Raw genomic sequence first — 22,918 nt, 5'->3', positions numbered from 1 at the left:
TATTTCGGCATAGTGGCTGTTTCGACATAGTGGCTGTTTCGACATAGTGATGCCACCTTGCTAGATTGCATTTAATGCCATTCTTAACGCTGAGCTTGTCCTTGTGAATCTCCCCTCAGTGCCAAGTGCAAGGTAAAGTTATTGCAGCGGAGGGAGAGCCGAAGGCTCGCACTAGAGTAATTAAGACAACTTCTGACTGGTTCCTCCAGGTGAAATTCTAAGTACAAAAAAGCCCCTGTAATTAATTCTACTGGGGCTTTTTTGCAATCCTTTTAGTTAAGGATTTAGAACAGGATACCCTTGACAACTATCTTGTATACATGGAGTTTCGTTTGAGATACTCCATGAACCAGAATAATTGTTATACATAAAAGTTTGTTCAGACTCTCTTGAGGTAAAACGAACAACGAAAGGAGTGTATTGAGAAATACCCGATTGCATTGCCATCTCGGTGATTCCTACGTACATCATGAGTGAGCCATAACCTCCCCAACTTTGTAGTAGACGTCCCTCGACTTCTATCCGCTCAATTTCATCATCTTCACCTGATGTGGTTTGAAATACCTTATCCAAAGAAATGTTATGCAACTTTGCATTCAGCCTAGAGTAGGTTGCATATTGAGTGATAAGTCTATCCATTGAAGACTCAGGAATACCAAGACTTTGAGCCATGTTTAGCCTACGTGCTTTTATCAAAGCAAAGAGTTCACTCTTTTGCTCAACAGAAAGTGTGGAATAAGTAGTTCCAGCCCCCAAAGAGTTGATGTAAGTAGTCGTTTTTAAAAGAGGTTCTCCTAGGGTTTTCTTCCCGGACATCAGCTGATTTAATTCAGCCGAAAAGTGCAGATAAGCCTCTGGACTTTGAAAACCAAAGTACTGAGCGTGAGCTTGTATTTTTTTTTTCACATCGCTTTCTGGTTTCGCAATCGCGTTTTGAGACCAACACCCCAATAACAGAATTGCAAGTAAGATCCGTATACTCATTTCACATCTCCTTTACGTTTTTCTAATCTGAGTAGATCTAACAGACGTTACATGCAGGGTCAATGATTGAGTTGTTTATAAATTAAACAGCAAACGGGCGGGGATTCGGTGGGCTTGAGACCATTATAACCTGTCTTAGCAGCAGGTATGCACTTCCTGGATCCTATGGCGCAGGAAGCCGCCGAAAACGGCGTTGAGCGAAGCCTGAAGGAGCTTGGCAAGAAAGAGAAAGAGGTGCAGGTGGGCATAGTGGTTGTTTAGGTATAGTGATGCCACATTGCCAGATTGCGTTTATTGCCATTCTCAACGCTGAGCTTATCCTTGTGAATCTCCCCTCAGTATCACGAGGACTTATTCGCACCTTCCCTAAAGACAGACAGCTTGGTGGCAGTAGATAACGGCCTGAGTGCTCAAACCTGTAGAGCCGGCAAAAGAAGAGGGAGCCATCGGGCTCCCTCTTTGACTATGGGTTTAGCAGGCTATTTAGAGCGATTTCAAAATCGCTTCTACGCTGGCCTTGGCATCGCCGAACAACATCTGGGTGTTGTCTTTGAAGAACAGCGGGTTCTGCACCCCGGCATAACCTGTATTCATCGAGCGTTTGAAGCCGATGACGTTGCGGGCCTTCCACACTTCCAGTACCGGCATGCCGGCGATTGGGCTGGAAGGATCTTCAGTGGCCGCCGGGTTAACCGTGTCGTTGGCACCTATTACCAGCACTGTATCTGTATCTTCGAAATCATCATTGATCTCATCCATCTCCAGCACTATGTCATAAGGCACTTTGGCCTCGGCCAACAGCACGTTCATATGGCCCGGCAGACGTCCGGCAACCGGGTGGATACCGAAGCGCACCTTAACCCCCAGATTACGCAGTTTCTGGGTGATCTCGGCCACGGGATATTGTGCCTGGGCTACTGCCATGCCGTATCCGGGGGTGATGATCACTGAGCTGGAGTTTTTCAGCAGCTCGGCCACATCCTCGGCCGTGGTTTCACGGTATTCGCCCATCTCTTCATCACCGCTGGAAACGGCGCCATCGGTACCGAAACCGCCGGCAATCACAGAGATAAAGGAACGGTTCATCGCCTTACACATGATGTAAGACAGAATGGCACCGGAAGAACCTACCAGGGCACCTGTAACGATCAGCAGGTCGTTGGACAACATAAAGCCCGCCGCTGCGGCCGCCCAGCCAGAGTAGGAGTTGAGCATGGATACCACAACCGGCATGTCGGCGCCGCCTATGCTGGCTACCAGGTGCCAGCCAAAGGCAAAGGCTATCAGTGTCATGATAAGCAGAGGCCAGATGCTGCCACCTACGTTGACGAAGTAAATCATCAGCAGCAGGGATACCACAACCGCCAGCAGGTTGAGCTTGTGGCGATGAGGTAACATCATCGGCTTGGAGGAGATAATGCCTCTGAGCTTGCCGAATGCCACCACAGAGCCGGTGAAGGTCACGGCACCGATGAAGATCCCCAGGAAGACTTCCACCAGGTGGATGTTGAGCATGGCACCCGTCATGGGCTCATGGGCTGCCGAGGCGGCGGCCTGTTCAATGGCAACCTTGGCGGCTTCCAGCGTGGCATTGAGGTCATTACCGACAGTGACTATCACTTCATTCATCGCCTGTGGATGCAGGCCGAGGAAAGAGTTGAAACCCACCAATACGGCGGCCATACCCACAAAGCTGTGGAGAATGGCGACCAGTTCGGGCATTTCTGTCATCTCAACCTTGAGCGCCAGACGAATACCTATGGCACCGCCTATCACCATGGCGAGAATGATCCAGTGAACCCCATTGGTTTCGGGATTCAGTATGGTAGCGATCAAAGCGATCGCCATCCCTATAACCCCAAACAGGTTTCCATTTTTTGCAGACTCCTGCTTCGATAAGCCGGCGAGGCTTAAGATGAAGAACAGGGCTGCTATGATATAGGCTGCTGTTACCAGTCCTTGAGACACGATATACCCCCTTAATCCTTACGGAACATCTTCAGCATGCGCTGGGTGACGGTAAAACCGCCGAAGATGTTGATACTGGCAATCAGCACGGCGATAAATGCCAGTGCGGTCATCAGGGCCGAGCCCTGGCCAACCTGCAGCAGTGCACCTACCACAATAATGCCGGAAATAGCGTTGGTGACAGACATCAATGGCGTATGCAGCGCATGAGTCACGTTCCAAACCACGTAGTAACCCACCACACAGGCGAGCACGAATACAGTAAAGTGCGACAGGAACTCAGCCGGAGCCACCGAGGCCACGGCACCGAAGGCGGCCACACCCAGAGCGCCCAAAATATACTTGAGCTTGGATGGCGCTTTCTCTTCTGCTTTTTTCGGCTCAACTTTGGCTGCCGGTTTCTTGGGCGCCGCGGTCACAGAGATCTGTGGTGGCGGGAAGGTGACTTCACCGGCCTTGACGACCGTCATGTTGCGCATCACTACGTCTTCGAAGTCTATGTTGGCGTTGCCGTCTTTCTCCTTGCACATCAGCTTCATCAGGTTCACCAGGTTGGTGCCGTAAAGCTGGGAGGATTGTGCCGGCAAACGGCCTGGCAGATCTGTGTAACCTATGACTTTAACGCCATTGTCGGTCACAAAGAGTTCACCGCTTTGGGTGTATTCGCAGTTGCCACCGGTAGCGGCCGCCAGGTCAACGATCACTGAACCCGGCTTCATGGAGTCGACCATCTCTTTGGTGATGAGCTTGGGCGCAGGTTTGCCTGGAATAAGTGCGGTGGTGATGATGATATCCACTTCCTTGGCTTGCTCGGCGAACAGCGCCATTTCAGCCTTGATGAATTCATCAGACATTACTTTGGCATAGCCATCGCTGGAAGAGCCGTCTTCACCGCCGAAGTCCAGCTTGAGGAACTCACCGCCCATGGACTCGATCTGCTCGGCCACTTCCAGACGGGTATCGAAGGCGCGCACTATGGCGCCCAATGAACCGGCGGCACCGATGGCGGCAAGACCGGCAACCCCGGCACCTATCACCAGCACCTTGGCAGGTGGGACTTTACCCGCGGCAGTGATTTGGCCGGTAAAGAAGCGGCCAAACTCGTGGGCAGCTTCCACTACGGCGCGATAACCGCCGATATTGGCCATGGAGGAGAGGGCGTCGAGTGACTGGGCGCGGGAGATCCGCGGCACCATGTCCATTGCCATCACGTTGATGTTGCGCTGTGACAGCTTTTCCACCAATTCAGGATTCTGGGCCGGCCAGATAAAACTTACCAGGGTGGCTCCATCTTTGATTTGGCTGATTTCATCTTCGGTTGGCGCGTTGACCTTAAAGATCAAGTCGGCCTGCCATACATTCGGTACCACACTGGCACCGGCGGCTTCGAAGGCGGCATCACTGAAGCTGGACAGCGCACCCGCGCCTGCTTCCACCGCCACTTCAAAGCCGAGTTTTTTAAGTTGCTCTACCGTTGCCGGGGTCGCAGCGACCCGGGTTTCACCGGCGAGACTCTCTCTCGGTATTCCAATCTGCATGACTATTCCCTGATGGTTGATAAACAAAATTCACCCCGCCAAAACTCCGCTGGCAGAGTGAAAGAATGCAAGTCTGTTGACCTGGACTCGGGGGACTGGTCTTTCCCTTTCCATTGGGGACTTCCTGAAATAATTTCAGGAACCAAGCCCGCTCATGAATGAAATCCTGGGTGTGGGGTACAGATATTCCCTTCATGGCACCTAGCGTGCTTTTGGCATTGTCGCAAGTCTTTCAATGGAAACAAGCTCATATTCTTCATGTGGTGTGTTTCTCCACTGGTCAGAGCAAATTCTTTGCGCCAGGCCACACTTTTGTAGCTTAATTTTTATACCATGCATATTCCTTATTGATATAAAAAATTAAATATTATTCTTTTTTGCTTTTCGATGGTGGGGCTAAGCTTGCTGACATTACTCTGTCACTGGGCCGTCTCAATGTTACTGAAAGAACTCACTTCACTGGCTTCGCCACTCTCAGCGCCACAAGTGGATAAGCTTAAACAACTCACCGCCGAGCTCAGCCCGCTGCAGCTGGCATGGGTCAGTGGTTATCTGGCCGCCAGCGCTCAGGGGCAGGAGGGTGCTCCCCCCAAAAACCAGAGCGGGCAAACTCTGACCATACTCTATGGCAGCCAGACGGGCAATGGCCGGGGTGTCGCCAAGGCGTTGGCCGCCAAGGCCCAGAGTCTGGGCTATGGGGTCAATCTGGCATCTATGGGCGAATACAATGTCCGTAACCTCAAGCAGGAAACCCTGCTGGTGGCCGTAGTGAGTACCCATGGTGAAGGTGAAGCCCCCGATGATGCCATTGAGCTGCACAAGTTTCTCGGCTCCAAACGCGCCCCCAAGCTGGATAAGCTTCAGTATGCGGTTCTCTCTCTGGGGGATTCCTCCTATGAGTTTTTCTGCCAGACAGGCAAAGACTTCGATGCCCGCCTGAGTGCCCTCGGGGCCAAGCCTTTACTGCCGAGAGTGGACTGTGATGTGGACTATCAATCACAGAGCGACAGCTGGCAAACCGAGCTGCTTGAGCGGGTTAAGCCTCTGCTGCAGGTGGCCGATGGCGCTGCGACCAATGTAGTGTCTATCAATGCCGCCAATCTTGGTATCAATAGCAATACCGGTCAGGAATATGACAAGCAAAACCCTTACAGCGCCGAAGTGATAGTCAGCCAGAAACTGACGGGCCGGGATTCACTCAAGGATATCCGTCATCTGGAAATCGATTTGGGCGAGTCGGCCATCAGCTATCAGGCGGGTGATGCGCTGGGGGTCTATTTCCATAACGATGAGGCTCTGGTGGCTGAAATTCTCGAAGTGCTGGCGCTGGCGCCGGATACCCGGGTTCAGCTTGGCGCCGAGTCTTTGGAGTTGCGTGATGCCCTGATTGAACACAAAGAGCTGACTCAACTCTATCCCGGTCTGGTGCAGTTTTGGGCCGAAACAGTAGAGAGCGGCGAGCTGCTTACTATTAGCCAAGACAAGGAGCAGACCCGGCGGTTTATTCTCAGCCACCAACTGGTGGACCTGGTGAAACGTTACCCTCTCAATGGCGCCAAGCTGGATTCGGCCCAGGCTCTGTTGGACAAGCTGCGCCCCATTACCCCAAGGCTATACTCCATCGCCTCGAGTCAGAGTGAAGTGGAGTCTGAAGTGCATCTTACCGTGGCGCTGGTGGAAGAGGAGCGTGATGGCCAACGCCGTTTCGGCGCCGCTTCTCACTTCCTGGCTCGGGCCGAGGAGGGCGCCCAGGTGCGGGTGTATGTGGAACCCAACAAGCACTTCCGCTTGCCCGAAGACCCCCAGACGCCAGTGATCATGATAGGGCCGGGAACCGGTGTCGCGCCATTTCGGGCCTTTATGCAGCAAAGAGTGGCCGAGGGCGTAGCCGGCGACAGCTGGCTGTTCTTCGGTAATCCCCATTTCGAGCAGGATTTTCTCTATCAGACCGAGTGGCAACAGTACCTCAAGAGTGGCGCCCTGAGCCGGATCTCGCTGGCCTTCTCCCGGGATCAAGCGGAGAAAGTCTATGTTCAGCACAAGATTAAACAACAGGCCAAAGAGCTGTGGCAGTGGCTTGAGCGCGGGGCTCATATCTACCTGTGCGGCGATGCCGAGCGAATGGCCAAAGATGTGCACCAGGCACTGCTGGAAGTGGCCATGGAGCAAGGCGGTTTGACGCACGAGGCCGCTGAAGCGTTTCTCGATCAACTGCGCAGCGCCAAGCGTTACCAGAAAGATGTCTACTGAGCTGAAGAACCTAGGAATAAAGAGATAAGGCCATGAGTGAGCAGAAATTATCCGCCAACGAGCATATCAAGACCGACAGTGACTATCTGCGCGGCACCATACGCGAGGGCCTGGGCACGGAAGTGACAGGCGCCTTCAGCGACGACGATCAGCAGCTGATCAAGTTTCACGGTTTCTATCAGCAGGACGACAGGGATCTGCGCAACGAACGTAAGGAGCAAAAGCTCGAGCCGCTGTACAGCTTTATGCTGCGAGCCCGGGTGCCGGGTGGTGTCTGTACTCCAGAGCAGTGGCTGGGTGTGGACAAGATAGCCTCTGAGCTGACCAGCTCCAACAGCATACGTTTGACGACCCGGCAGACATTCCAGTATCACGGTATCCCCAAGCGCAACCTGAAAACCATTATTCAGGGGCTGGACAGGGAAGCGCTGGACTCGATTGCCGCCTGTGGTGATGTGAACCGCAACGTCATGTGTAACCCCAACCCGGTAGAGTCCAAGCTGCATCAGCAGGCTTATTTCTGGGCCAAGAAGTTGTCGGATCATCTGCTGCCGCACACCCGTGCCTATGCCGAAATTTGGCTCGACGAGGAGAAGCTGCTCAGCACAGAAGACGAGCAGCCAGCCAAGGTCGAGCCTGTGTACGGCAAGACCTACCTGCCGCGTAAGTTCAAGATGGCGGTAGCTGTGCCACCGGACAACGACGTGGATGTTTACACCAATGACCTGGGTTTTATTGCCGTGGCGCAAGAGGGCGAGCTGGTGGGCTTCAATCTGGTGGCCGGTGGCGGTATGGGCTCGACCCATGGCGAAGTGGAAACCTTCCCGCGGCTGGCCGATGACTTTGGTTTTATCAAGGCCGAAGACACCATTAAGTTTGCCGAGGCCGTGATGACAGTGCAGCGCGATTGGGGTAACCGCAGCAATCGTAAACGCTCGCGTCTCAAATACACCATAGTGGATCACGGCTTTGAGACCTTTAAGGCCGAGGTTGAGAAGCGCGCCGGGGTTAAGTTCGCCCCCAAGCGTGAGGTGGTCATAGGGGATCGCGGTGACAGATACGGCTGGGTTAAAGGCATAGACAACCACTGGCATCTGACCCTGTTTATCGAAGGTGGCCGGGTGAAGGATACCCAGGGTAAATTGTTGCAGACCGGGCTTCGGGAAATCGCCAAGATACATAAGGGCGATTTTCGGATGACTTCCAACCAGAACATCATCATCGCCAAAGTGGCGGATGAGGATAAGGCTGAAATCGAAGCGCTGGCACGAAAGCATGGCCTGATGGGGCAGGTGATCACCGCAACCCGTGGCCATTCTATCGCCTGTGTGGCGCTGCCGACCTGCGCCCTGGCCATGGCCGAAGCCGAGCGCTATTTCCCTGAGTTTATCGACCATGTGGATGCGTTGCAGGCCAAGCACGCCATAGGCGAGCAGGCGATAGTCGTGCGCATGACGGGCTGCCCCAACGGCTGTGCCCGCCCCTTTGCCGCCGAAATTGGTTTTGTGGGCAAGGCCCCTGGGCGCTACAACATGTATCTGGGCGCCAGCTTCGAAGGCACCCGATTGAACAAGATGTACCGCGAGAATATTCAGGAAGCCGAAATCCTCAGTGAGCTGGATACCCTGTTTGGTCGCTACGCCGCCGAGCGCGAAACCGGCGAGAGCTTCGGTGATTTCACGGTGCGCGCCGGGATAGTGAAACCTGTATTGGACGCGGCGAGGGACTTTCATGGCTGATACCACAAGTTTATTGCACAGCGCCGAAGCGCTGCTGACCTTGCTGGATGCGCCGGCCTCTGAGCAGCAAAGCGCCCTGGCTGCCATCAATGGCTATCTTGGCGGATTAAGTGCCGAGGAGCGGATCCAATGGGCCTTGGCCTATCTGCCGGGGAGCCATGCCTTGTCGTCCAGTTTTGGCATTCAGGCGGCGGTGATGCTGCATCTGGTGAACTCGGTGCAGCAAGGTACACAAGTGATTTTGACCGACACCGGCTACCTGTTTCCCGAGACCTATCGATTTATCGATCAACTGACAGAGCGGCTCGGACTCAATCTTAAGGTCTATCGGGCCGAGACGAGCGCCGCTTGGCAGGAGGCCAGATTCGGCAAGCTTTGGCAGCAGGGGCTTGAGGGGCTGGAGCAATACAACCGCATCAACAAGGTAGAGCCGATGCAGCGGGCACTGGCTGAGCTGGATGTTGGCACCTGGTTTGCCGGGTTGCGCCGCTCCCAGGCATCGACCCGGGAGGCGTTGCCGATTTTGGCTATCCACGGCAAGCGCTATAAGATGCTGCCGATTATCGAGTGGAGCAATAAACAGGTGCATGAGTATCTCAAGCGCTATGACTTGCCCTATCACCCCCTCTGGGAGCAGGGTTATGTCTCTGTGGGGGATACCCATTCGAGCAAACCCCTGGAGCTGGGGATGACAGAGGAAGAGACACGTTTCAACGGGTTAAAACGTGAGTGCGGATTGCACTACGAGATCTGATTTGTGGCCGCTGTCATCAGCGGCTTTTTTCTGCCTGTGGACAAGTTGCCCGGCTTGTCATCTTGTGGTCATCTTGGGGCGTTAGTTTTGGCAATGTCGATTGTTAGTGCCTTTAGATAATCTGGACTCATACTTTAGTACATATTTGTTCACAGAGTTATGCACAGGGTGGTTTTCTGGTTTATAATCCAAAGTTCCCGCAGGGGAAGTGTGATATGCCATTCTGTATCGGGTGTTTTTATGGAACATCGGCTTAGCGGCAGGCAGTGCAGTCGGCAATACACATCAAGACGGCTCGCCCTTATGGCATCGGTTGCCCCGTTTTTTCAGCAGTCGGTCGCGAGTGACCCCGAGCTTTGATTGGCTTGCTGGCGCAGCTTCAAAGCACTCTCCGTGTCCCGGATAGCCCGATCACCCTTTCATGGGGCTATCCGGGAATTGTTTGTTCCAAACTTCAACTTCATCTGTGTCTCCACTCCCCCAGTTTTTCGCCGAGCAACTTTTTGAATGAGTCAACTAATGGTAACAATACGTCAGTTCAGTGCTGCCGAGCAGCTGAACTGGGCGTAGCCGAGCTTAATTGAGTATTGGGTAATGCTAGTTCTGATTGAGCATCCGTAGGCTTTCGCAGACACTGCTCCGGGGAGATGAGAGACAGCAATCCCTGCCATTGCAAGGGGGCATCTGTGGGGAGCTGCAGATCCGGTTCTGTGCCGATTCCTGAAAGCAATTGGCCATAGCCATCATAGCCAAGCGAAGCGCTGATACTCAGTTTAAGGCCACTGGCCGGCAGGGTAAAATGATGTAAACGCCCCAGATCGCCGCGGGTCGGTTCGCCCACCAACAGCGCTCTGCGCCAACGTTTGGCTGCATAGGCAATCCATTCACACTCCTGGCGGCAGTCCGGGCCGATAAGCAGTACCAGGCGTCCCGAGTCAGGGACGGTCGCTGCAACCAGTTTGGGGATCGGGCGGGCATACCAGTGACTCAGGTTGGGCTGTGGCTGATTGTCCAGTGCGGCCTGTACCGGCGGAAATGGTGCGAATTGAGTGAGCGGCTCAAAGTGCAGCGGCCGCAGAAAGTCGCGCCGTAGCTGTGGTGAACGGCGGTAGCGGCCATAGCCCAGTGGTTGGCTGCTGAGTCCATCCTGATAGTTGCCGAGAAACTGCAACAGGCTGTCGCTGAAGCCGTGGGCATGGCGCAGATCCAGCACCAGGATGTGATGACTCATCGCGCGCAGCAAATCTTGTTGCAGCTGAGGGTCAGTCTCTATCGCATTGAGATCCGTCAAGGTAAACAGTGCAATCTCAGGCGCCAGTTGCTGCCAACTGGCCAGAATAGATAGAGGGGCACTGAGAAACTGCTGCGGTACTTTCACCTCTATGTTTTGCGGCTGGAGGTCAGCCCCATAGAGCGTCAGCAGCACCTCATCTTTTACTCTAAGCCCCATCTCCCGCCTTAGCAGATCCAGCTGTTGCAGCCAAGGCATCTGCATAGGTACGCTATTTCGCTGCTCCGGCGGCAAAAAGTGATTGGCAATCTTCTGCCAATGGCTGATGGGCAGGCCATCGATATGGCTGATAAAAGGTGTATCATTGTGAAGGGGCTCGTCTTTGTCATTGAGCGCCAGCCATTTGTCTTCCATGGCTCTCAGTCTGAGGGGCAAGACCCCGGAAGGCTGCGCCGCTTGGCTGAGTCGAATGCCCGGGTCTTTCAACTCTCCCAGCAGCTTATTGACTTCGGCGGTAAAACGGTTGATGGCAATGCTGTCTCGGTATTCCTGTTTCAGTCGTTGCAGCCGTTTCTCGAGCCGGGATTCAATGTCCGGATCCAGTACCATAAAGGCCGAGTGCTGCTGCAGTTGCTCGAGTAGCACAGTCAGATCGGCCTGCATCTGCCTTTGGCTCAACAGCTCTTTTTTCGCAGGCTCAGGCAGCAGAAATCGTCCCAACTGCAGAATGGAGATCAACAGCAGCAGGACAAAGCAACTCACTATTTCACGGTATCCCGGTTTCATATTACTCCCGGATGTCAGCCTCTGGACTGTTTAGCGGCTCAGAGGCTGTTATCGAGTTCGCCTTTGGCGGCTCAAAGAATATCGTTGATGGCAACCCCTATGCCTATACGCTGGTTATGGGCGTTATAGTCGATAAGGCTTTCACCATAGCCATTGAAGTACTGGGCATACAGGCGCAGGTTGCCGAGTATGGGATAACTCCAGGTAAACTCCACCGCGCCGCGGTTGGGACTCTGCAGATTGTTACGCAACATCAGGCTGAATCTGTGGTCGTCTATGCCGTAGACGCCGGTCAGCTCGAAGTGGCCGAGGTAATCGCTGATATCCGGGTTATCGTCGCCGCGGGGATCGCCTTCATACTCTTTTTCACTTTCCGGGATCCGCCACCACACCTTGGCTGATATTGCCATCGGCCCTTTGTCGAACACCATGGTGCCATAAATACGGTTCCAACTGCGGGACAGATCGCCCGACTTGCCATTGGACTGATGCACCGCGCCAAAGCCCCAGAAGGAGTTGGTGAAACCGGCTATTTTCCAGTCGTTGTTGAACAGCATAAAGAGTTCGGGCTCGTGGTTGGTTTCCCGAAACGGCGAGGAGATATCCTTGTTGTACACCTGCCACCAGGATTGGTTGGTATAGGCGAAAAACAGATGACCATTGTCGCCAAACACGTTGTACATCAGCGGGAATTTGAAGCTTATTTGGAATTTGGCTTCATATTTATCCAAAGTTTCATTTTCTGAAGTCGTTTTCGATTCAAAAGGGGCCATGTTGGGCGAGGGGTTATAGGTGACCGGCAGTATATAGTTGACCTTGTGCGGAGTGATCACAAAGGGTCGCTCTGAGGTTTCCAGTTCCTCTTTTACCCTCTGGTCGACCAGCGAAGGGGCATTGTCTTCGGCGGCAGAGAGTTGGCCGGTCGGCAGTATCGCTAGGGCCAAGGTCAGGCCGCTGAGGCTGGAACGGATTTTGGTATACATATTCTTCCCTGTTGTCTCTGAGGCTTGATGGAGTGCCCGGCTGTTGCTTCGGCCTGAGAGTGTAACATCCTGGCTTTAGCCTGCACATTCCCATTCCAAGCCGTTGTCACCGAGACAAAACTATAATTTTTTGCCATAAGTTAGTGCCAAAAGCGGCAGTAGACAATAGGAAATTTCATCAACCTAGTTTGGCTTTGATTTTGTAATTTACTGAAAATAAAAACTAATATTTTTTGTTAACCGATTTTTATGCCTCAGAGATCCTTCCAACTATCGCCGCACCCTCTTATATATCCAAAAGTAATAACAACTAATGATTCTCTATTTATAGTGGAATATAACTAGCCGCTATATTGCTTACATCAGCAAGATGGGGAATAGCGCATGGAATTACTGACACTGCCCGGCAAGCGGGCCAAGGGCAAAGTTTATCTGCTTGGAGCCGGTCCCGGCGATCCTGAGCTATTGACCGTCAAGGCCTGGCACCTGCTGCAGCGCGCCGATGTGGTGCTGTTCGATGCCTTGGTAAGTCCCGAGATCCTGGCGCTGATCCCCGAAAGTGCCGAGCGCATCGCCGTGGGCAAACGGGCCGGTGAGCACAGTGCTTCCCAGAGAGAAATCAACCGTTTGTTGCTGACCAAGGCTTTTACCCGCCAAACCGTGGTCAGGCTCAAAGGGGGCGATCCCTTTATCTTCGGTCGCGGCGGCGAGGAGTTGCAGACTCTGGCACAGGCCGGTGTCGCCTTCGAAGTGGTGCCGGGCATCACGGCCGCCAGCGGTACCGCAGCCTATGCGGGTATTCCCTTGACCCACAGGGATTTTGCCCAGGGGGTCAGCTTTATTACCGGTCATTGCCAGCTGCAAAACCGCCCCATGGATTGGCAAGGCTACGCCAACCCGGCCAACACCTTGGTGGTGTACATGGGGATCCTCAATGCCGGGCTTATCCAGCAACAACTGATTACCCATGGTCGTAGCCCGCAGACGCCGGTGGCCATAGTATCCAAGGCCACGACCAGACAGCAGCAGCGTGTTATCGGCACTCTGGAGCAGTTGCAAACCCTGGCTCAGGACCCGCGGGTAGTGATGCCGGCGCTGATGATCATAGGCGAAGTCGTCGCTCTGGCAGACAGCCTCAGCTGGTTTGAACCCGAGGCGGCGAATAATGACCTGCAGCTACAACATGAACATGATGCTGCTACAGCACTTTGAATCAATTGGAGAAATAAGATGTCAGGGCCAGTGTTGAGTCACCTTGAACAGTTGGAAGCCGAGAGCATCCAGATCTTTCGCGAAGTTGCCGCCGAATTCGACAACCCGGTGATGTTGTACTCCATCGGCAAGGATTCTTCCGTGCTGTTGCATCTGGCGCGCAAGGCCTTCTATCCGGGCAAGATCCCATTCCCCCTGCTGCATGTGGATACTGACTGGAAGTTTCGCGAGATGATACGTTTTCGTGATCAGGCGGCCAAGCAGTATGGCTTCGAGCTTCTGGTGCACAAGAACCCGCAAGGCCTGGCGATGGGCATGAATCCCTTTAGCTTCGGCTCGGCCAAGCACACAGACGTGATGAAGACCGAAGGCCTGAAACAGGCCCTGGATAAATACGGTTTCGATGCCGCCTTTGGCGGCGCCCGCCGCGACGAGGAGAAGTCCCGCGCCAAGGAGCGTGTCTATTCCTTTCGCGATCGCCATCACCGCTGGGATCCCAAGAACCAGCGCCCCGAGCTGTGGCACACCTATAACGGCCAGGTCAACAAGGGGGAGAGCATCAGGGTCTTCCCGCTTTCCAACTGGACTGAGTTGGATATCTGGCAATACATCTATCAGGAAAACATCGACATAGTGCCGCTCTATTTTGCCGAGCAGCGCCCGGTGGTGGAGCGCGATGGCAGCCTGATCATGGTTGATGACGAGCGGATGCCGCTCAATGAGGGCGAAGTGCCCGAGTATCGCCGGGTGCGTTTTCGCACTCTGGGGTGTTATCCCCTGACCGGCGCCATAGAGTCCAGTGCCGCGACGCTGGCAGAGATTATCGAAGAGATGTTGCTGTCCCGCTCCAGTGAGCGTCAGGGACGGGTCATCGACAGGGATTCGTCCGGGTCGATGGAAAAGAAAAAGCGTGAGGGGTATTTCTAATGTCGGTTGCACAACAAGTCAATGAGCTGGGTATAGAGCAATATCTTAAAAATCAGCAGCATAAATCGCTTTTGAAGTTTCTGACCTGTGGTTCCGTGGATGACGGCAAGTCGACCCTGATAGGCCGTTTGCTGCACGACAGCGCCCAGATCTATGAAGATCAACTGGCGGCACTGCACAAGGATTCCAAGAGCCATGGCACCACGGGCGAAGCTGTGGATCTGGCTTTGCTGGTGGATGGCCTGCAGGCCGAGCGCGAGCAGGGGATCACCATAGATGTGGCCTATCGTTACTTCTCTACCGAGAAACGCAAGTTCATCATTGCCGACACTCCCGGGCATGAGCAGTACACCCGCAATATGGCGACCGGCGCTTCCAACTGCGATCTGGCGATTATTCTGATCGACGGTCGCTACGGGGTGCAGACCCAGACCCGCAGACACAGCTTTATCTGCTCTCTCTTGGGGATCAAGCAGTTCATCGTGGCCGTCAATAAGATGGATCTGCTGGATTTCAGTGAGGAGCGTTTCGAGGCGATCAAGGCCGACTATCTGGCGTTTGCCGGCCAGTTGCAGATGGACGATATCCGCTTTGTACCACTGTCGGCACTCGATGGCGACAACCTGGTGAACCGCTCGGCGCGCACCCCTTGGTATCAGGGCGAAACCCTGCTTGCCATGCTGGAGAGTGCGCCTGTGACCGGCTTTAACCACGCCTTCGATGCCCGCTTCCCAGTGCAGTATGTCAGCCGTCCCAACCTGGATTTCCGCGGTTTTGCCGGTACCTTGGCCTCCGGCAGTCTGCAAGTTGGCCAGAGGGTCAAGGTGCTGCCCTCGGGGAAAGAGTCGACTATCGCCTCGATTGTCACCTTCGATGGTGAGCGGCAGCAGGGCTATGCCGGCCAGGCACTGACCCTGACCCTGAGTGATGAGATAGATATCAGCCGCGGCGATGTGATTGTGCCGGCGGCGAGCCCAGTGGGCGTTTCCAATCGGCTGCTGGCCAAGGTGGTGTGGATGCACGAGCAGCCGCTGACACCCGGCAAGCAGTACAACATCAAGCTGGGAACCAAGAAGGTGCCCGCCAGTGTCAGTCGTATACAGCACAGCATAGATGTGAATACCCTGGCACAGGACAGTGTTGCCGAGCTGAGTCTCAACACCATAGCCCTGGTTGAACTGGAGTTGAGTGAGGCCGTGGTGTTCGATGCCTATAGTGACAATCGCGATACCGGCGGTTTTATCTTTATCGATCGCATCAGCAATGTCACTGTCGGTGCCGGTATGGTGCAGCAGGCGCTTGGGGAAACTGAAAAAACGACCCATTTCAGTGAGTTTGAATTGGAACTCAATGCCTTGATCCGAAAGCATTTCCCCCATTGGCAGGCGCTGGATATCCGCGCTCAGGGAGACTGAATTGTCTGAAACCTGGATCCTGGGGTTAATACTGCTCGCGCTGGTGGCCGGAGTCGTCAGTGGTCTGGCATCACCGGCCATGCTGTTTACCATAGCGGCGCTGCTCAGTTACCTCTTGGGTATGCTGGAGCTTGAGTCGCTGCTGGGCAGTTTTACCAACGCCAGTCTGGTGACTCTGGTGCTCCTGGTGCTGGCAACCACGGCGCTGGAGAAGACGCCCCTGCTCGGCAGGCTCAGCCAGGTCATAGGCTCAGGCCCCTTGGGGCTGACCATGGCCAAGCTGGGGTTTTCCACTGCGTTGCTGTCGTCTTTCACCAACAATACTGCAGTGGTGGCCTCGCTGATTGGCGTGGTGCGTCGCAATCAGCAGCACGCACCGGCCAAGTTATTGCTGCCCTTATCCTACGCGGCGATTTTGGGCGGCACTCTGACCCTGATTGGCACCTCGACCAACCTGATAGTGAACTCCTTTGTTGAAAACGCCGGGCTGAAACCCCTGGGCTTTTTTGAGTTTTCCTTGATTGGCCTGGCCGTGGTGGTGGCCGGTATCGCGCTTTTGGTGTTGCTGTCACACCTGTTGCCCGATGGCGATGAGCAACATGGTGATGAAAGTCTGCCCTATCTGTTGGAAGCCAAAGTGCTGCCCGGCTCAACCCTGGTGGGCCGCAGCGTGCAGGACAACAGACTCAGAGCCCTGAAAAAGCTCTATCTGGCGGAGCTCGAGCGCAGCGGCATTCGCATCTGCCCTGTGCCGCCGCAACTCGTGCTGGCCGCGGGGGATGTGCTGCGCTTCAGCGGCGCGGTGGAGTCGGTGGAGTTGCTGCATCAATTCGATGGTTTGGAGTGGTTCGGCAAGCAGCAGGCCAGGGGCCAGAATTTGGTGGAAGCCGTACTGGCGCCGTCTTCGGCTTTGGTGGGCTCTTCACTCAAGGCCTCGCGATTTCGGGAGCAGTTTGATGCCGCCGTAATGGCGATTCGCCGCGGCCATCATCCACTCAAGGGCGGCTTGGGCGACATAGTGCTGCAGGCCGGAGATGTGTTGCTGTTGACCCCGGGCGATGGCTTTGGTCGTAATCCGCGTCTCAGTACCGACTTTGCCGCCGTCAGCGGCCTGGACCTGAGTGTCAGGCTGGACAGTCGCCGCAGTCAGTGGGTGCTGGCGGGCTTTGTGCTCACCATAGCTGCCAGTCTGCTGGGCTGGCTGCCGCTGGCCAAGGGGCTGGTGCTCTTGTTGCTCAGTTATCTGGCGATAGGTGCCGTGACCCTGGGCGAGCTCAAACGGCGGTTCCCGCTGGAGCTGGTGTTGATTGTCGGCAGCGCCCTAAGTCTGGCCAAGCTGATGTTGGATACCGGCTTGGCCAAAGGGATGGCCGATACTCTGCTCGGCGCCTTTTCCGGCTTTGGGGTCTTTGGCGCCTTTGTCGGGGTTTATTTGCTGACCTTGCTGTTGACCGAACTCATCACCAACAACGCGGCGGCGGCCCTGGCTTTTCCCGTGGCCTATGCGATTGCGACCAGCTTCGGAGTCGACAGTCGGCCCTTTATTCTGGCAGTGGTGTTTGGTGCCAGCGCCAGCTTTATTTCGCCCTATGGCTACCAAACCAATCTGATGGTGTTCAACGCCGGTAATTACCGCTTTATTGATTTTGTGCGCTTGGGGCTGCCGCTGTCGTTGCTTTACTCGGCGATAGTTTTGTTTCTGGTGCCCATGCTGTTCCCCTTTGATGCGGGTCTTTAAGGAGTGACGATGAAGAATTCTACCCAGCCCAATGCCGATATCGTTTGGCATCAGCATGCTGTCGATCAGGCGGCAAGGGCAGCCCAGAAGGGCCAACAACCTGTGCTGCTTTGGTTCACCGGGTTGTCCGGCGCTGGCAAGTCGACCTTGGCAGGTGCCCTGGAGCGGGCACTGTTCGAGGCGGGGTTTCACACCTATCTGCTCGATGGCGACAATGTGCGTCATGGTCTTTGCAAAGATCTTGGTTTCAGCGCCGCCGATAGGGATGAAAACCTGCGAAGAGTGGGCGAAGTTGCGCACCTGATGGTGGATGCCGGTTTGCTGGTACTGTCGGCCTTTATCTCGCCGACCCGGGCCGAGCGCGATGCCATTCGCTGCCGGTTTGCCGCGGGACGTTTTATCGAAGTGCATGTTTCCACGCCGCTGGCTGTGTGTGAGGCCCGCGATCCCAAGGGCTTGTATCAGAAGGCGCGTAAGGGGGAGATCCGTGACTTTACCGGGATTTCGGCGCCCTACGAAGAGCCGCTGGCTGCCGAGTTGACCATAGATACCAGCAAGGGCGATCTCAATACCCAGGTGCAGGCATTGCTGGATTACCTCTCAGCCTTGGAAGTGATCCCGTCGACGCGATTACAGGCCAGCGTCTGAGGCTTAGTAGATGCCTAGCTAATGCTGAAGTCTTTGGTAAACAAGGCCTTCAGCGCATTGATATAGGCTTCGTCTTCCCTTGGACGCACCAAGAGTGCCAGTTCATCGCCCACTGGGGTAAAGCGGTAGTAGCTGAACAGCAGGTGGCCTGATTTTGGGGTTAGCTTAAGGTGTTGCTGCTGGATCTGCAGTTGCAGCGGGCTCTTGCTGTCCAATATGCCGGTTTCGAACTCGCCCCTGTGCAGTATGCCGCCATCCACCAGGGTGAGTATGCTTGAGTAGGGCATGCCGAATTGCGACAACCCCAGGTTGACCGCGCTGTGTTTACGAAAATACTGGCCTATGCCGCCGCTGACTCTGTAACCACTGATAAGCTTGAGTCGGCTCTCATTGTTGACCTTGACCGCCATCCCCAGCGCTTTTTCCAGTATGTGTGCCTCTCTCAAGGTCAACTGTTTCAGGGTTGCCAGGGTACGCAGGCTGAAATTACCTGGATTGATGATTTCACTTGAGAGTATCCGAGCCCACAGATCCTGCATCTTGCGATTGTGGATCTGCTCGGCCATTTGGAAGAACTGATGTACCCAGTCGGGATCCAGCTCCACCCCGGTCACATCGGACGGGGTATAGCTCAGTGCCATGGCGTAGATGTTTTCCAGGTTGCGTTGGTACTGGGCTTGTTGTTTGTCGATGCGAAAGGCCGCCCGTTCGGCAACGCTGGCGTTGGCAGGTTTATAGTCCTGTTCAGAGGCGAGTCCCAGCAGGCGCCCGAGGCGCAGTGCCTTCTTGCGGGCCGATGCCTGACCTGGCTCTTCTATTTCTCTGGGGAGTTTTTCCTCTGCCATTCTGATTATCTTCTCGCGAAAACTATGCTTCTTTATGCATAATTTTCAGTTAGTTGTCCAGCAGTTCAGCCGGCTTCCTGCTGTTGGGTTTCTGCAACGAGGGCCTTGTGCCAACTGAGTTCTCGTCCGGGGGCCGGGGCCTTGGGCACCAGGCGTGCCAGCAACAGCGAACAGGCGGCGAGTCCGGCACCGATATAAAACACTGCCGCAGGTGAACTGAGCCAGAGCACTCCGAGCAATACCGGGATCACCACGGCCGCGATATGATTGATGGTAAAGCTGACCGACATGGTGGCGGCAATGTCTTTGGGATCGGCAATTTTTTGGAAATAGGTCTTGATGGCAATCGCCATGGCAAACAGCAGGTGATCTATCACATAGAGCGCCGCTGCCATGTGGCCGTCCTCCACCAGGGCATAACTGATAAACAGCAGCACCAGGCCTATATATTCCAGGGTCAGGGCGTGCCTTTCTCCTATGCGGCCGATAAAGCGACCTATGGCCGGGGCAAACAGCAGGTTGACTACATAGTTGATCAGAAACAGAGCCGTGATCTCACTGACGCTGTAACCGAACTTCTCCACCATCATAAAGCCGGCGAACACCATGAAGATTTGCCTTCTGGCTCCCGAGAAAAAGGTCAACAGGTAATAGAGCCAGTAGCGTTTTCTGAGGATGATTTTCTTGTGCTGGACTTCGCCGGTATTGAACTTGGGGAAATAGCAGTAGAGAGTGATTACCATCAAAAGCCCCAAGGCCCCTATAAGGCTGTACATCCAGACATAGTCCAGCTTGAAGACTGTCATCACCAACCAGATGCTGCCGTAGCCGCCCAAGGCGGCCGCGGCGCGCCATGACATGGCCTTTCCCATGAAACCTGCTGTCTGGGACTTGTCGACCCACTGCAGGGTCAGCGATTGATTGATGGTTTCAAAGTAGTGAAAGCCGACCGACATTAAAATGGTCGTCAGATAGAGCCCCAATACCTGGGGAAAGAAACCGGTAATGCCCACCCCGATGCACAGCAGCGCCAGTGACAACAGGGCGAAGGCCTGTTCTTTAATCAACAGCAGCACAAAAATGGCGCTAAAAGCCAGAAACCCGGGAACCTCCCTGAGGCTTTGCAGCATGCCTATTTCGGCGCCGGTGAATAGTGCTCTTTCAATAACAAAGTTGTTCAGCAGGGCCTGCCAGACGGCAAATACCAAGGACATGACAAAGGTCATCCACAGTAGCAAGGCCTCGGGATTGCGGGTTGGTTGCTGCATCTTGTTTCGAAAATGGCTGCAGAGTATCAGCTTATGCTAATACCAGAACCTGGAGATAACCAGAAAACTTTGTTGAAAAATATTATCCGGCTGTAAAGCTGCTGTAGCGCCAAGGTTCCACTGCCATAACGGCTTCTTGGGTGGCGGTGATCCTTAGGTTCCCACAGCGGTTATTTTTTGTGAACTACTCGGTATTTCCGCGGCTTGGATAGCGTTTCGCCCTTTGCCCGTGATCTGTTTCATGTAAATGAGCTAATGGATCACCTAAGATGGCATCAGTACTAAGAGATTGAACTACTAGGGGTTAAGGTGAGCAAGACTCTTCTGCTGTATTCCAGCGTGCATGGTCAGACCCGCAAGATCTGTGACGTTATGGCAAAGCAACTTGGCGCTTTGGGGCAGCAAGTGACCATGGCGGCGATAGATGATGCGCCGGATCTGGCCGATTTTGATCGGGTCGCCATTGGAGCCAGTATTCGTCACGGCAAGCACAATCCTGCCGTGTTCGACTATATCCGTCAACATCAGCAGCAACTGGAAAGCAAGGCCAATGGCTTCTTTTCTGTGAGTCTGGTGGCGCGCAAGCCGGAAAAAAATACTCCTGAAACCAACCCTTACATGCAGGCGTTTCTTGCCAAGACTGAATGGAAGCCCAAGCAGTTGGCCGTATTTGGCGGCAACCTTGACTATCAGGGCTATGGAGCCATGGACAGAAATATCATACGTTTCATCATGTGGATCACCAAGGGACCGACCGATCCCAATACCTGTATTGAATACACTAATTGGGACAAGGTGCAGGAATTTGCCGAGCAATTGGCGGCGCAGGCTCTGATCTCCAGGGCGGGTTAAAGCGAGGCTGAAATGGCTCTGTTGCAACGTCTTTGGCGCTTCTATAGTGCCCATCAACACTTGTTGTTAATTCTCTTGTGTTTGTTTCTGGTGCTGGGTAGCAGCAGTTTGATGATGATCCGCAGCATCAGGGCCGGTGCCGGTTTCTGGGATCTGAGCCATGTCTATCTTGGGCTCCTGTGTGTGCCGCTGTCGCTGACGTTTCTTGTGAGTAACTGCACCTCCGGCCGCTGGCGTCAGTACTTTAGTCTGTTTATCGGCGATTGGCGTCAGATAGGTGCTGATATCGGCGGCTTGTTCAAAGGCAAGTTACCTGTTGCTGGCGGCAAGGGGCTGTTCAGCCTGATAGAAGGGCTGGGGATGTTGCTGCTGCTTGGGGTGGCTCTGACAGGCTTACTCTGGTATTTGACCCAAGGCTCCAGTGATGCGTTGCTCTGGCGTGGTTGGCATAAGCATCTGGCCCACGGTTTTATCGGTTTTCTGATAGTGCACGCCATCTGTGCCCTCAGCCATCTGCTGGACTTCTTTCGTCAGTAGTAGAACGCTGAAAGTAAAAGAGTTCTTATAATAAAAATGCCGCTTTTAAGCGCAATGTAGATCAGATAAGGATCGGTTGACCGATCCTTCTGATGAGAGACAATCGGAAACCTGTTTGTAGGTTTCCGATTTTTTATGTCTATTCAAAACTGCTTTGCCGACTTTCTTGAAGAGAGTCCTGTTGATGTCGCTCAGCTAACCACCTTCTCCGAGCATATTCCTGACGAGTGGATTGCTAAAGCGGTAACACTTTCCGATAAAGCGACGATTCGTCGACGTCGCTTACCGAGTGATATGGTTCTTTGGCTTATTGTTGGAATGGCGTTTTTCCGCAACGAACCGATTGCCGAAGTCGCACGGCGAATGAATGTCTGTGCCGAGGGGTTGGCTAATGAGGAGCTGTTAGCAAAAAGTGCTTTAACGCAAGCAAGGCAACGCCTTGGCAAAGCAGCCCCAGAATGGTTGTTTAGGCAATGCAGCCATAGGTGGGGGTTAGAGCGTTACCCTGAGGATACATGGCAAGGTTTGCAAGTCTTTGCTGTGGATGGCGCGCTTTTTCGAACCGCTGACACACCGGAACTAAGAGACCATTTTGGGTCAGGTAATACATCCAGCGACAGACAGACGCCTCATCCAGTATTAAGGGTGGTGACCATGATGAATGTTCGCTCTCATGTCATTGTCGATGCCGCTATAAGCCCTTATCGTCGAGGCGAAATTCCTCTTGCTATGCCCTTTATTGACTCCTTACCGGATAATTCCGTGACCTTATTGGATAAGGGTTTTTATGGAGCAGGCTTACTTCTTTCTCTCCAAAATAGTGGTGCTAACAGACATTGGTTGTTACCGGCGAAGAAAGGGGTGAAATACACCCTGCTGGACGATGAAGAGAGTGACGACATGCGAGTCGAAATGAAAGTCTCTCCACAAGCACGCAAGAAAAATCCTAACCTACCTGAAACATGGCAAGTGAGAGCCGTGACTTATCAGGTACAAGGTAAGCCAAAAACCGTATTTACGTCTCTTCCCAGAGAGCAGTACGATGCGGGAGCAGTCGCGGCGCTTTACCACGAGCGATGGGAAATTGAATTAGGGTATCGAGACATAAAAAGTTCGATGCAACACAATGCGTTAGTGCTGAGGAGTAAGACAGTCGAACTTGTCTATCAAGAGTTATGGGGGCTGCTGCTTGGTTATAACTTGGTGAGACGAGAAGCGAGCCAAGCGGCAGTAGAGCATGGTC

The 22,918-nt window shown here is 54.0% G+C and carries 18 protein-coding genes; 11 read left to right on the top strand and 7 right to left on the bottom strand.

Annotated features, from left to right (window positions below; translation table 11 throughout):
* Nucleotides 1-276: 276 nt before the first annotated feature.
* From CX651_RS03835 to pntA, 3 genes are all read right to left on the bottom strand, one after another.
* Complete coding sequence (locus CX651_RS03835) at nucleotides 277-984, bottom strand: hypothetical protein (RefSeq protein ID WP_101053674.1); 708 nt, start codon at nucleotides 982-984, stop codon at nucleotides 277-279.
* Between the two features lie 483 nt (nucleotides 985-1,467).
* Nucleotides 1,468-2,952 carry a Re/Si-specific NAD(P)(+) transhydrogenase subunit beta gene (pntB, locus tag CX651_RS03830; protein ID WP_101053672.1) on the bottom strand — a complete coding sequence of 495 codons (1,485 nt, stop codon included), beginning with the start codon at nucleotides 2,950-2,952 and terminating at the stop codon, nucleotides 1,468-1,470.
* Between the two features lie 11 nt (nucleotides 2,953-2,963).
* Nucleotides 2,964-4,490 carry a Re/Si-specific NAD(P)(+) transhydrogenase subunit alpha gene (gene pntA, locus CX651_RS03825; protein ID WP_101053670.1) on the bottom strand — a complete coding sequence of 509 codons (1,527 nt, stop codon included), beginning with the start codon at nucleotides 4,488-4,490 and terminating at the stop codon, nucleotides 2,964-2,966.
* A 435-nt stretch (nucleotides 4,491-4,925) separates the two neighbouring features.
* On the opposite strand from pntA, the gene CX651_RS03820 reads away from it, so the two are divergent.
* Genes CX651_RS03820 through CX651_RS03810 form a run of 3 tightly spaced genes read left to right on the top strand, consistent with a single transcriptional unit; the run spans nucleotide 4,926 to nucleotide 9,233 of the window.
* Nucleotides 4,926-6,740, top strand: coding sequence for an assimilatory sulfite reductase (NADPH) flavoprotein subunit (locus CX651_RS03820; RefSeq protein ID WP_101053668.1), 1,815 nt, complete (start codon nucleotides 4,926-4,928; stop codon nucleotides 6,738-6,740).
* 32 nt (nucleotides 6,741-6,772) lie between these two features.
* Nucleotides 6,773-8,479 (top strand): assimilatory sulfite reductase (NADPH) hemoprotein subunit, encoded by a 1,707-nt coding sequence (cysI, locus tag CX651_RS03815; protein ID WP_101053666.1) that lies wholly within the window; start codon nucleotides 6,773-6,775, stop codon nucleotides 8,477-8,479.
* Nucleotides 8,472-9,233, top strand: a complete 762-nt coding sequence (locus CX651_RS03810) for a phosphoadenylyl-sulfate reductase (protein ID WP_101053664.1) — start codon at nucleotides 8,472-8,474, stop codon at nucleotides 9,231-9,233. Before cysI ends, CX651_RS03810 begins: the two co-directional genes overlap by 8 nt.
* Before the next feature lie 538 nt (nucleotides 9,234-9,771).
* Here CX651_RS03810 and CX651_RS03805 read toward each other — a convergent pair.
* Nucleotides 9,772-11,250 carry a S41 family peptidase gene (locus tag CX651_RS03805; RefSeq protein ID WP_101053662.1) on the bottom strand — a complete coding sequence of 493 codons (1,479 nt, stop codon included), beginning with the start codon at nucleotides 11,248-11,250 and terminating at the stop codon, nucleotides 9,772-9,774.
* A gap of 71 nt (nucleotides 11,251-11,321) precedes the next feature.
* On the bottom strand, nucleotides 11,322-12,233 hold the full coding sequence (locus CX651_RS03800) for a phospholipase A (protein WP_101053660.1): 912 nt from the start codon (nucleotides 12,231-12,233) through the stop codon (nucleotides 11,322-11,324).
* Nucleotides 12,234-12,617: 384 nt separating this feature from the next.
* Here CX651_RS03800 and cobA point away from each other — a divergent pair, with 384 nt between their 5' ends.
* Genes cobA through cysC form a run of 5 tightly spaced genes read left to right on the top strand, consistent with a single transcriptional unit; the run spans nucleotide 12,618 to nucleotide 18,173 of the window.
* On the top strand, nucleotides 12,618-13,445 hold the full coding sequence (gene cobA, locus CX651_RS03795; RefSeq protein ID WP_101053658.1) for a uroporphyrinogen-III C-methyltransferase: 828 nt from the start codon (nucleotides 12,618-12,620) through the stop codon (nucleotides 13,443-13,445).
* Between the two features lie 18 nt (nucleotides 13,446-13,463).
* Nucleotides 13,464-14,372 carry a sulfate adenylyltransferase subunit CysD gene (gene cysD, locus CX651_RS03790; RefSeq protein ID WP_101053656.1) on the top strand — a complete coding sequence of 303 codons (909 nt, stop codon included), beginning with the start codon at nucleotides 13,464-13,466 and terminating at the stop codon, nucleotides 14,370-14,372.
* Nucleotides 14,372-15,787, top strand: a complete 1,416-nt coding sequence (gene cysN, locus CX651_RS03785) for a sulfate adenylyltransferase subunit CysN (RefSeq protein WP_101053654.1) — start codon at nucleotides 14,372-14,374, stop codon at nucleotides 15,785-15,787. The genes cysD and cysN overlap by 1 nt, the downstream gene beginning before the upstream one ends.
* Before the next feature lies 1 nt (nucleotide 15,788).
* On the top strand, nucleotides 15,789-17,525 hold the full coding sequence (locus CX651_RS03780; protein WP_101053652.1) for an SLC13 family permease: 1,737 nt from the start codon (nucleotides 15,789-15,791) through the stop codon (nucleotides 17,523-17,525).
* Between the two features lie 9 nt (nucleotides 17,526-17,534).
* Nucleotides 17,535-18,173: an adenylyl-sulfate kinase gene (cysC, locus tag CX651_RS03775; RefSeq protein WP_101053650.1), complete on the top strand. Its 639-nt coding sequence runs from the start codon at nucleotides 17,535-17,537 to the stop codon at nucleotides 18,171-18,173.
* Between the two features lie 14 nt (nucleotides 18,174-18,187).
* On the opposite strand, the gene CX651_RS03770 is transcribed toward cysC, so the two are convergent.
* Together CX651_RS03770 and CX651_RS03765 are read right to left on the bottom strand one after the other, a co-directional pair.
* Entirely contained in the window at nucleotides 18,188-19,018 is an 831-nt protein-coding gene (locus tag CX651_RS03770; RefSeq protein ID WP_025886905.1) for a TIGR03899 family protein, read from the bottom strand.
* Nucleotides 19,019-19,083: 65 nt separating this feature from the next.
* Complete coding sequence (locus CX651_RS03765) at nucleotides 19,084-20,286, bottom strand: MFS transporter (protein ID WP_101053648.1); 1,203 nt, start codon at nucleotides 20,284-20,286, stop codon at nucleotides 19,084-19,086.
* Between the two features lie 309 nt (nucleotides 20,287-20,595).
* Between CX651_RS03765 and hemG the strand changes: the two genes are divergently transcribed.
* The 3 genes from hemG to CX651_RS03750 form a co-directional block, all read left to right on the top strand.
* A complete protein-coding gene (gene hemG, locus CX651_RS03760; protein WP_039033119.1) occupies nucleotides 20,596-21,138 on the top strand; it encodes a menaquinone-dependent protoporphyrinogen IX dehydrogenase in 543 nt (180 codons plus the stop codon).
* A gap of 12 nt (nucleotides 21,139-21,150) precedes the next feature.
* On the top strand, nucleotides 21,151-21,675 hold the full coding sequence (locus CX651_RS03755) for a cytochrome b/b6 domain-containing protein (protein ID WP_101053646.1): 525 nt from the start codon (nucleotides 21,151-21,153) through the stop codon (nucleotides 21,673-21,675).
* Between the two features lie 135 nt (nucleotides 21,676-21,810).
* The coding region (locus CX651_RS03750; protein ID WP_101053644.1) for an IS4 family transposase at nucleotides 21,811-22,918 on the top strand (1,108 nt) is incomplete at its 3' end.

The organism is Shewanella chilikensis (assembly GCF_002836945.1).
Taxonomy (GTDB): domain Bacteria; phylum Pseudomonadota; class Gammaproteobacteria; order Enterobacterales; family Shewanellaceae; genus Shewanella; species Shewanella chilikensis.
Note: the sequence above shows the minus strand (reverse complement) of the source record. Positions and strands in the feature narration are given on the sequence as shown.

Coding starts and splice junctions, on each gene's coding strand:
- CX651_RS03835 (WP_101053674.1), bottom strand. CDS start 984: ATGAGTATACGGATCTTACTTGCAATTCTGTTATTGGGGTGTTGGTCT.
- pntA (WP_101053670.1), bottom strand. CDS start 4,490: ATGCAGATTGGAATACCGAGAGAGAGTCTCGCCGGTGAAACCCGGGTC.
- CX651_RS03820 (WP_101053668.1), top strand. CDS start 4,926: ATGTTACTGAAAGAACTCACTTCACTGGCTTCGCCACTCTCAGCGCCA.
- cysI (WP_101053666.1), top strand. CDS start 6,773: ATGAGTGAGCAGAAATTATCCGCCAACGAGCATATCAAGACCGACAGT.
- CX651_RS03810 (WP_101053664.1), top strand. CDS start 8,472: ATGGCTGATACCACAAGTTTATTGCACAGCGCCGAAGCGCTGCTGACC.
- CX651_RS03805 (WP_101053662.1), bottom strand. CDS start 11,250: ATGAAACCGGGATACCGTGAAATAGTGAGTTGCTTTGTCCTGCTGCTG.
- CX651_RS03800 (WP_101053660.1), bottom strand. CDS start 12,233: ATGTATACCAAAATCCGTTCCAGCCTCAGCGGCCTGACCTTGGCCCTA.
- cobA (WP_101053658.1), top strand. CDS start 12,618: ATGGAATTACTGACACTGCCCGGCAAGCGGGCCAAGGGCAAAGTTTAT.
- cysD (WP_101053656.1), top strand. CDS start 13,464: ATGTCAGGGCCAGTGTTGAGTCACCTTGAACAGTTGGAAGCCGAGAGC.
- cysN (WP_101053654.1), top strand. CDS start 14,372: ATGTCGGTTGCACAACAAGTCAATGAGCTGGGTATAGAGCAATATCTT.
- cysC (WP_101053650.1), top strand. CDS start 17,535: ATGAAGAATTCTACCCAGCCCAATGCCGATATCGTTTGGCATCAGCAT.
- CX651_RS03770 (WP_025886905.1), bottom strand. CDS start 19,018: ATGGCAGAGGAAAAACTCCCCAGAGAAATAGAAGAGCCAGGTCAGGCA.
- CX651_RS03765 (WP_101053648.1), bottom strand. CDS start 20,286: ATGCAGCAACCAACCCGCAATCCCGAGGCCTTGCTACTGTGGATGACC.
- CX651_RS03755 (WP_101053646.1), top strand. CDS start 21,151: ATGGCTCTGTTGCAACGTCTTTGGCGCTTCTATAGTGCCCATCAACAC.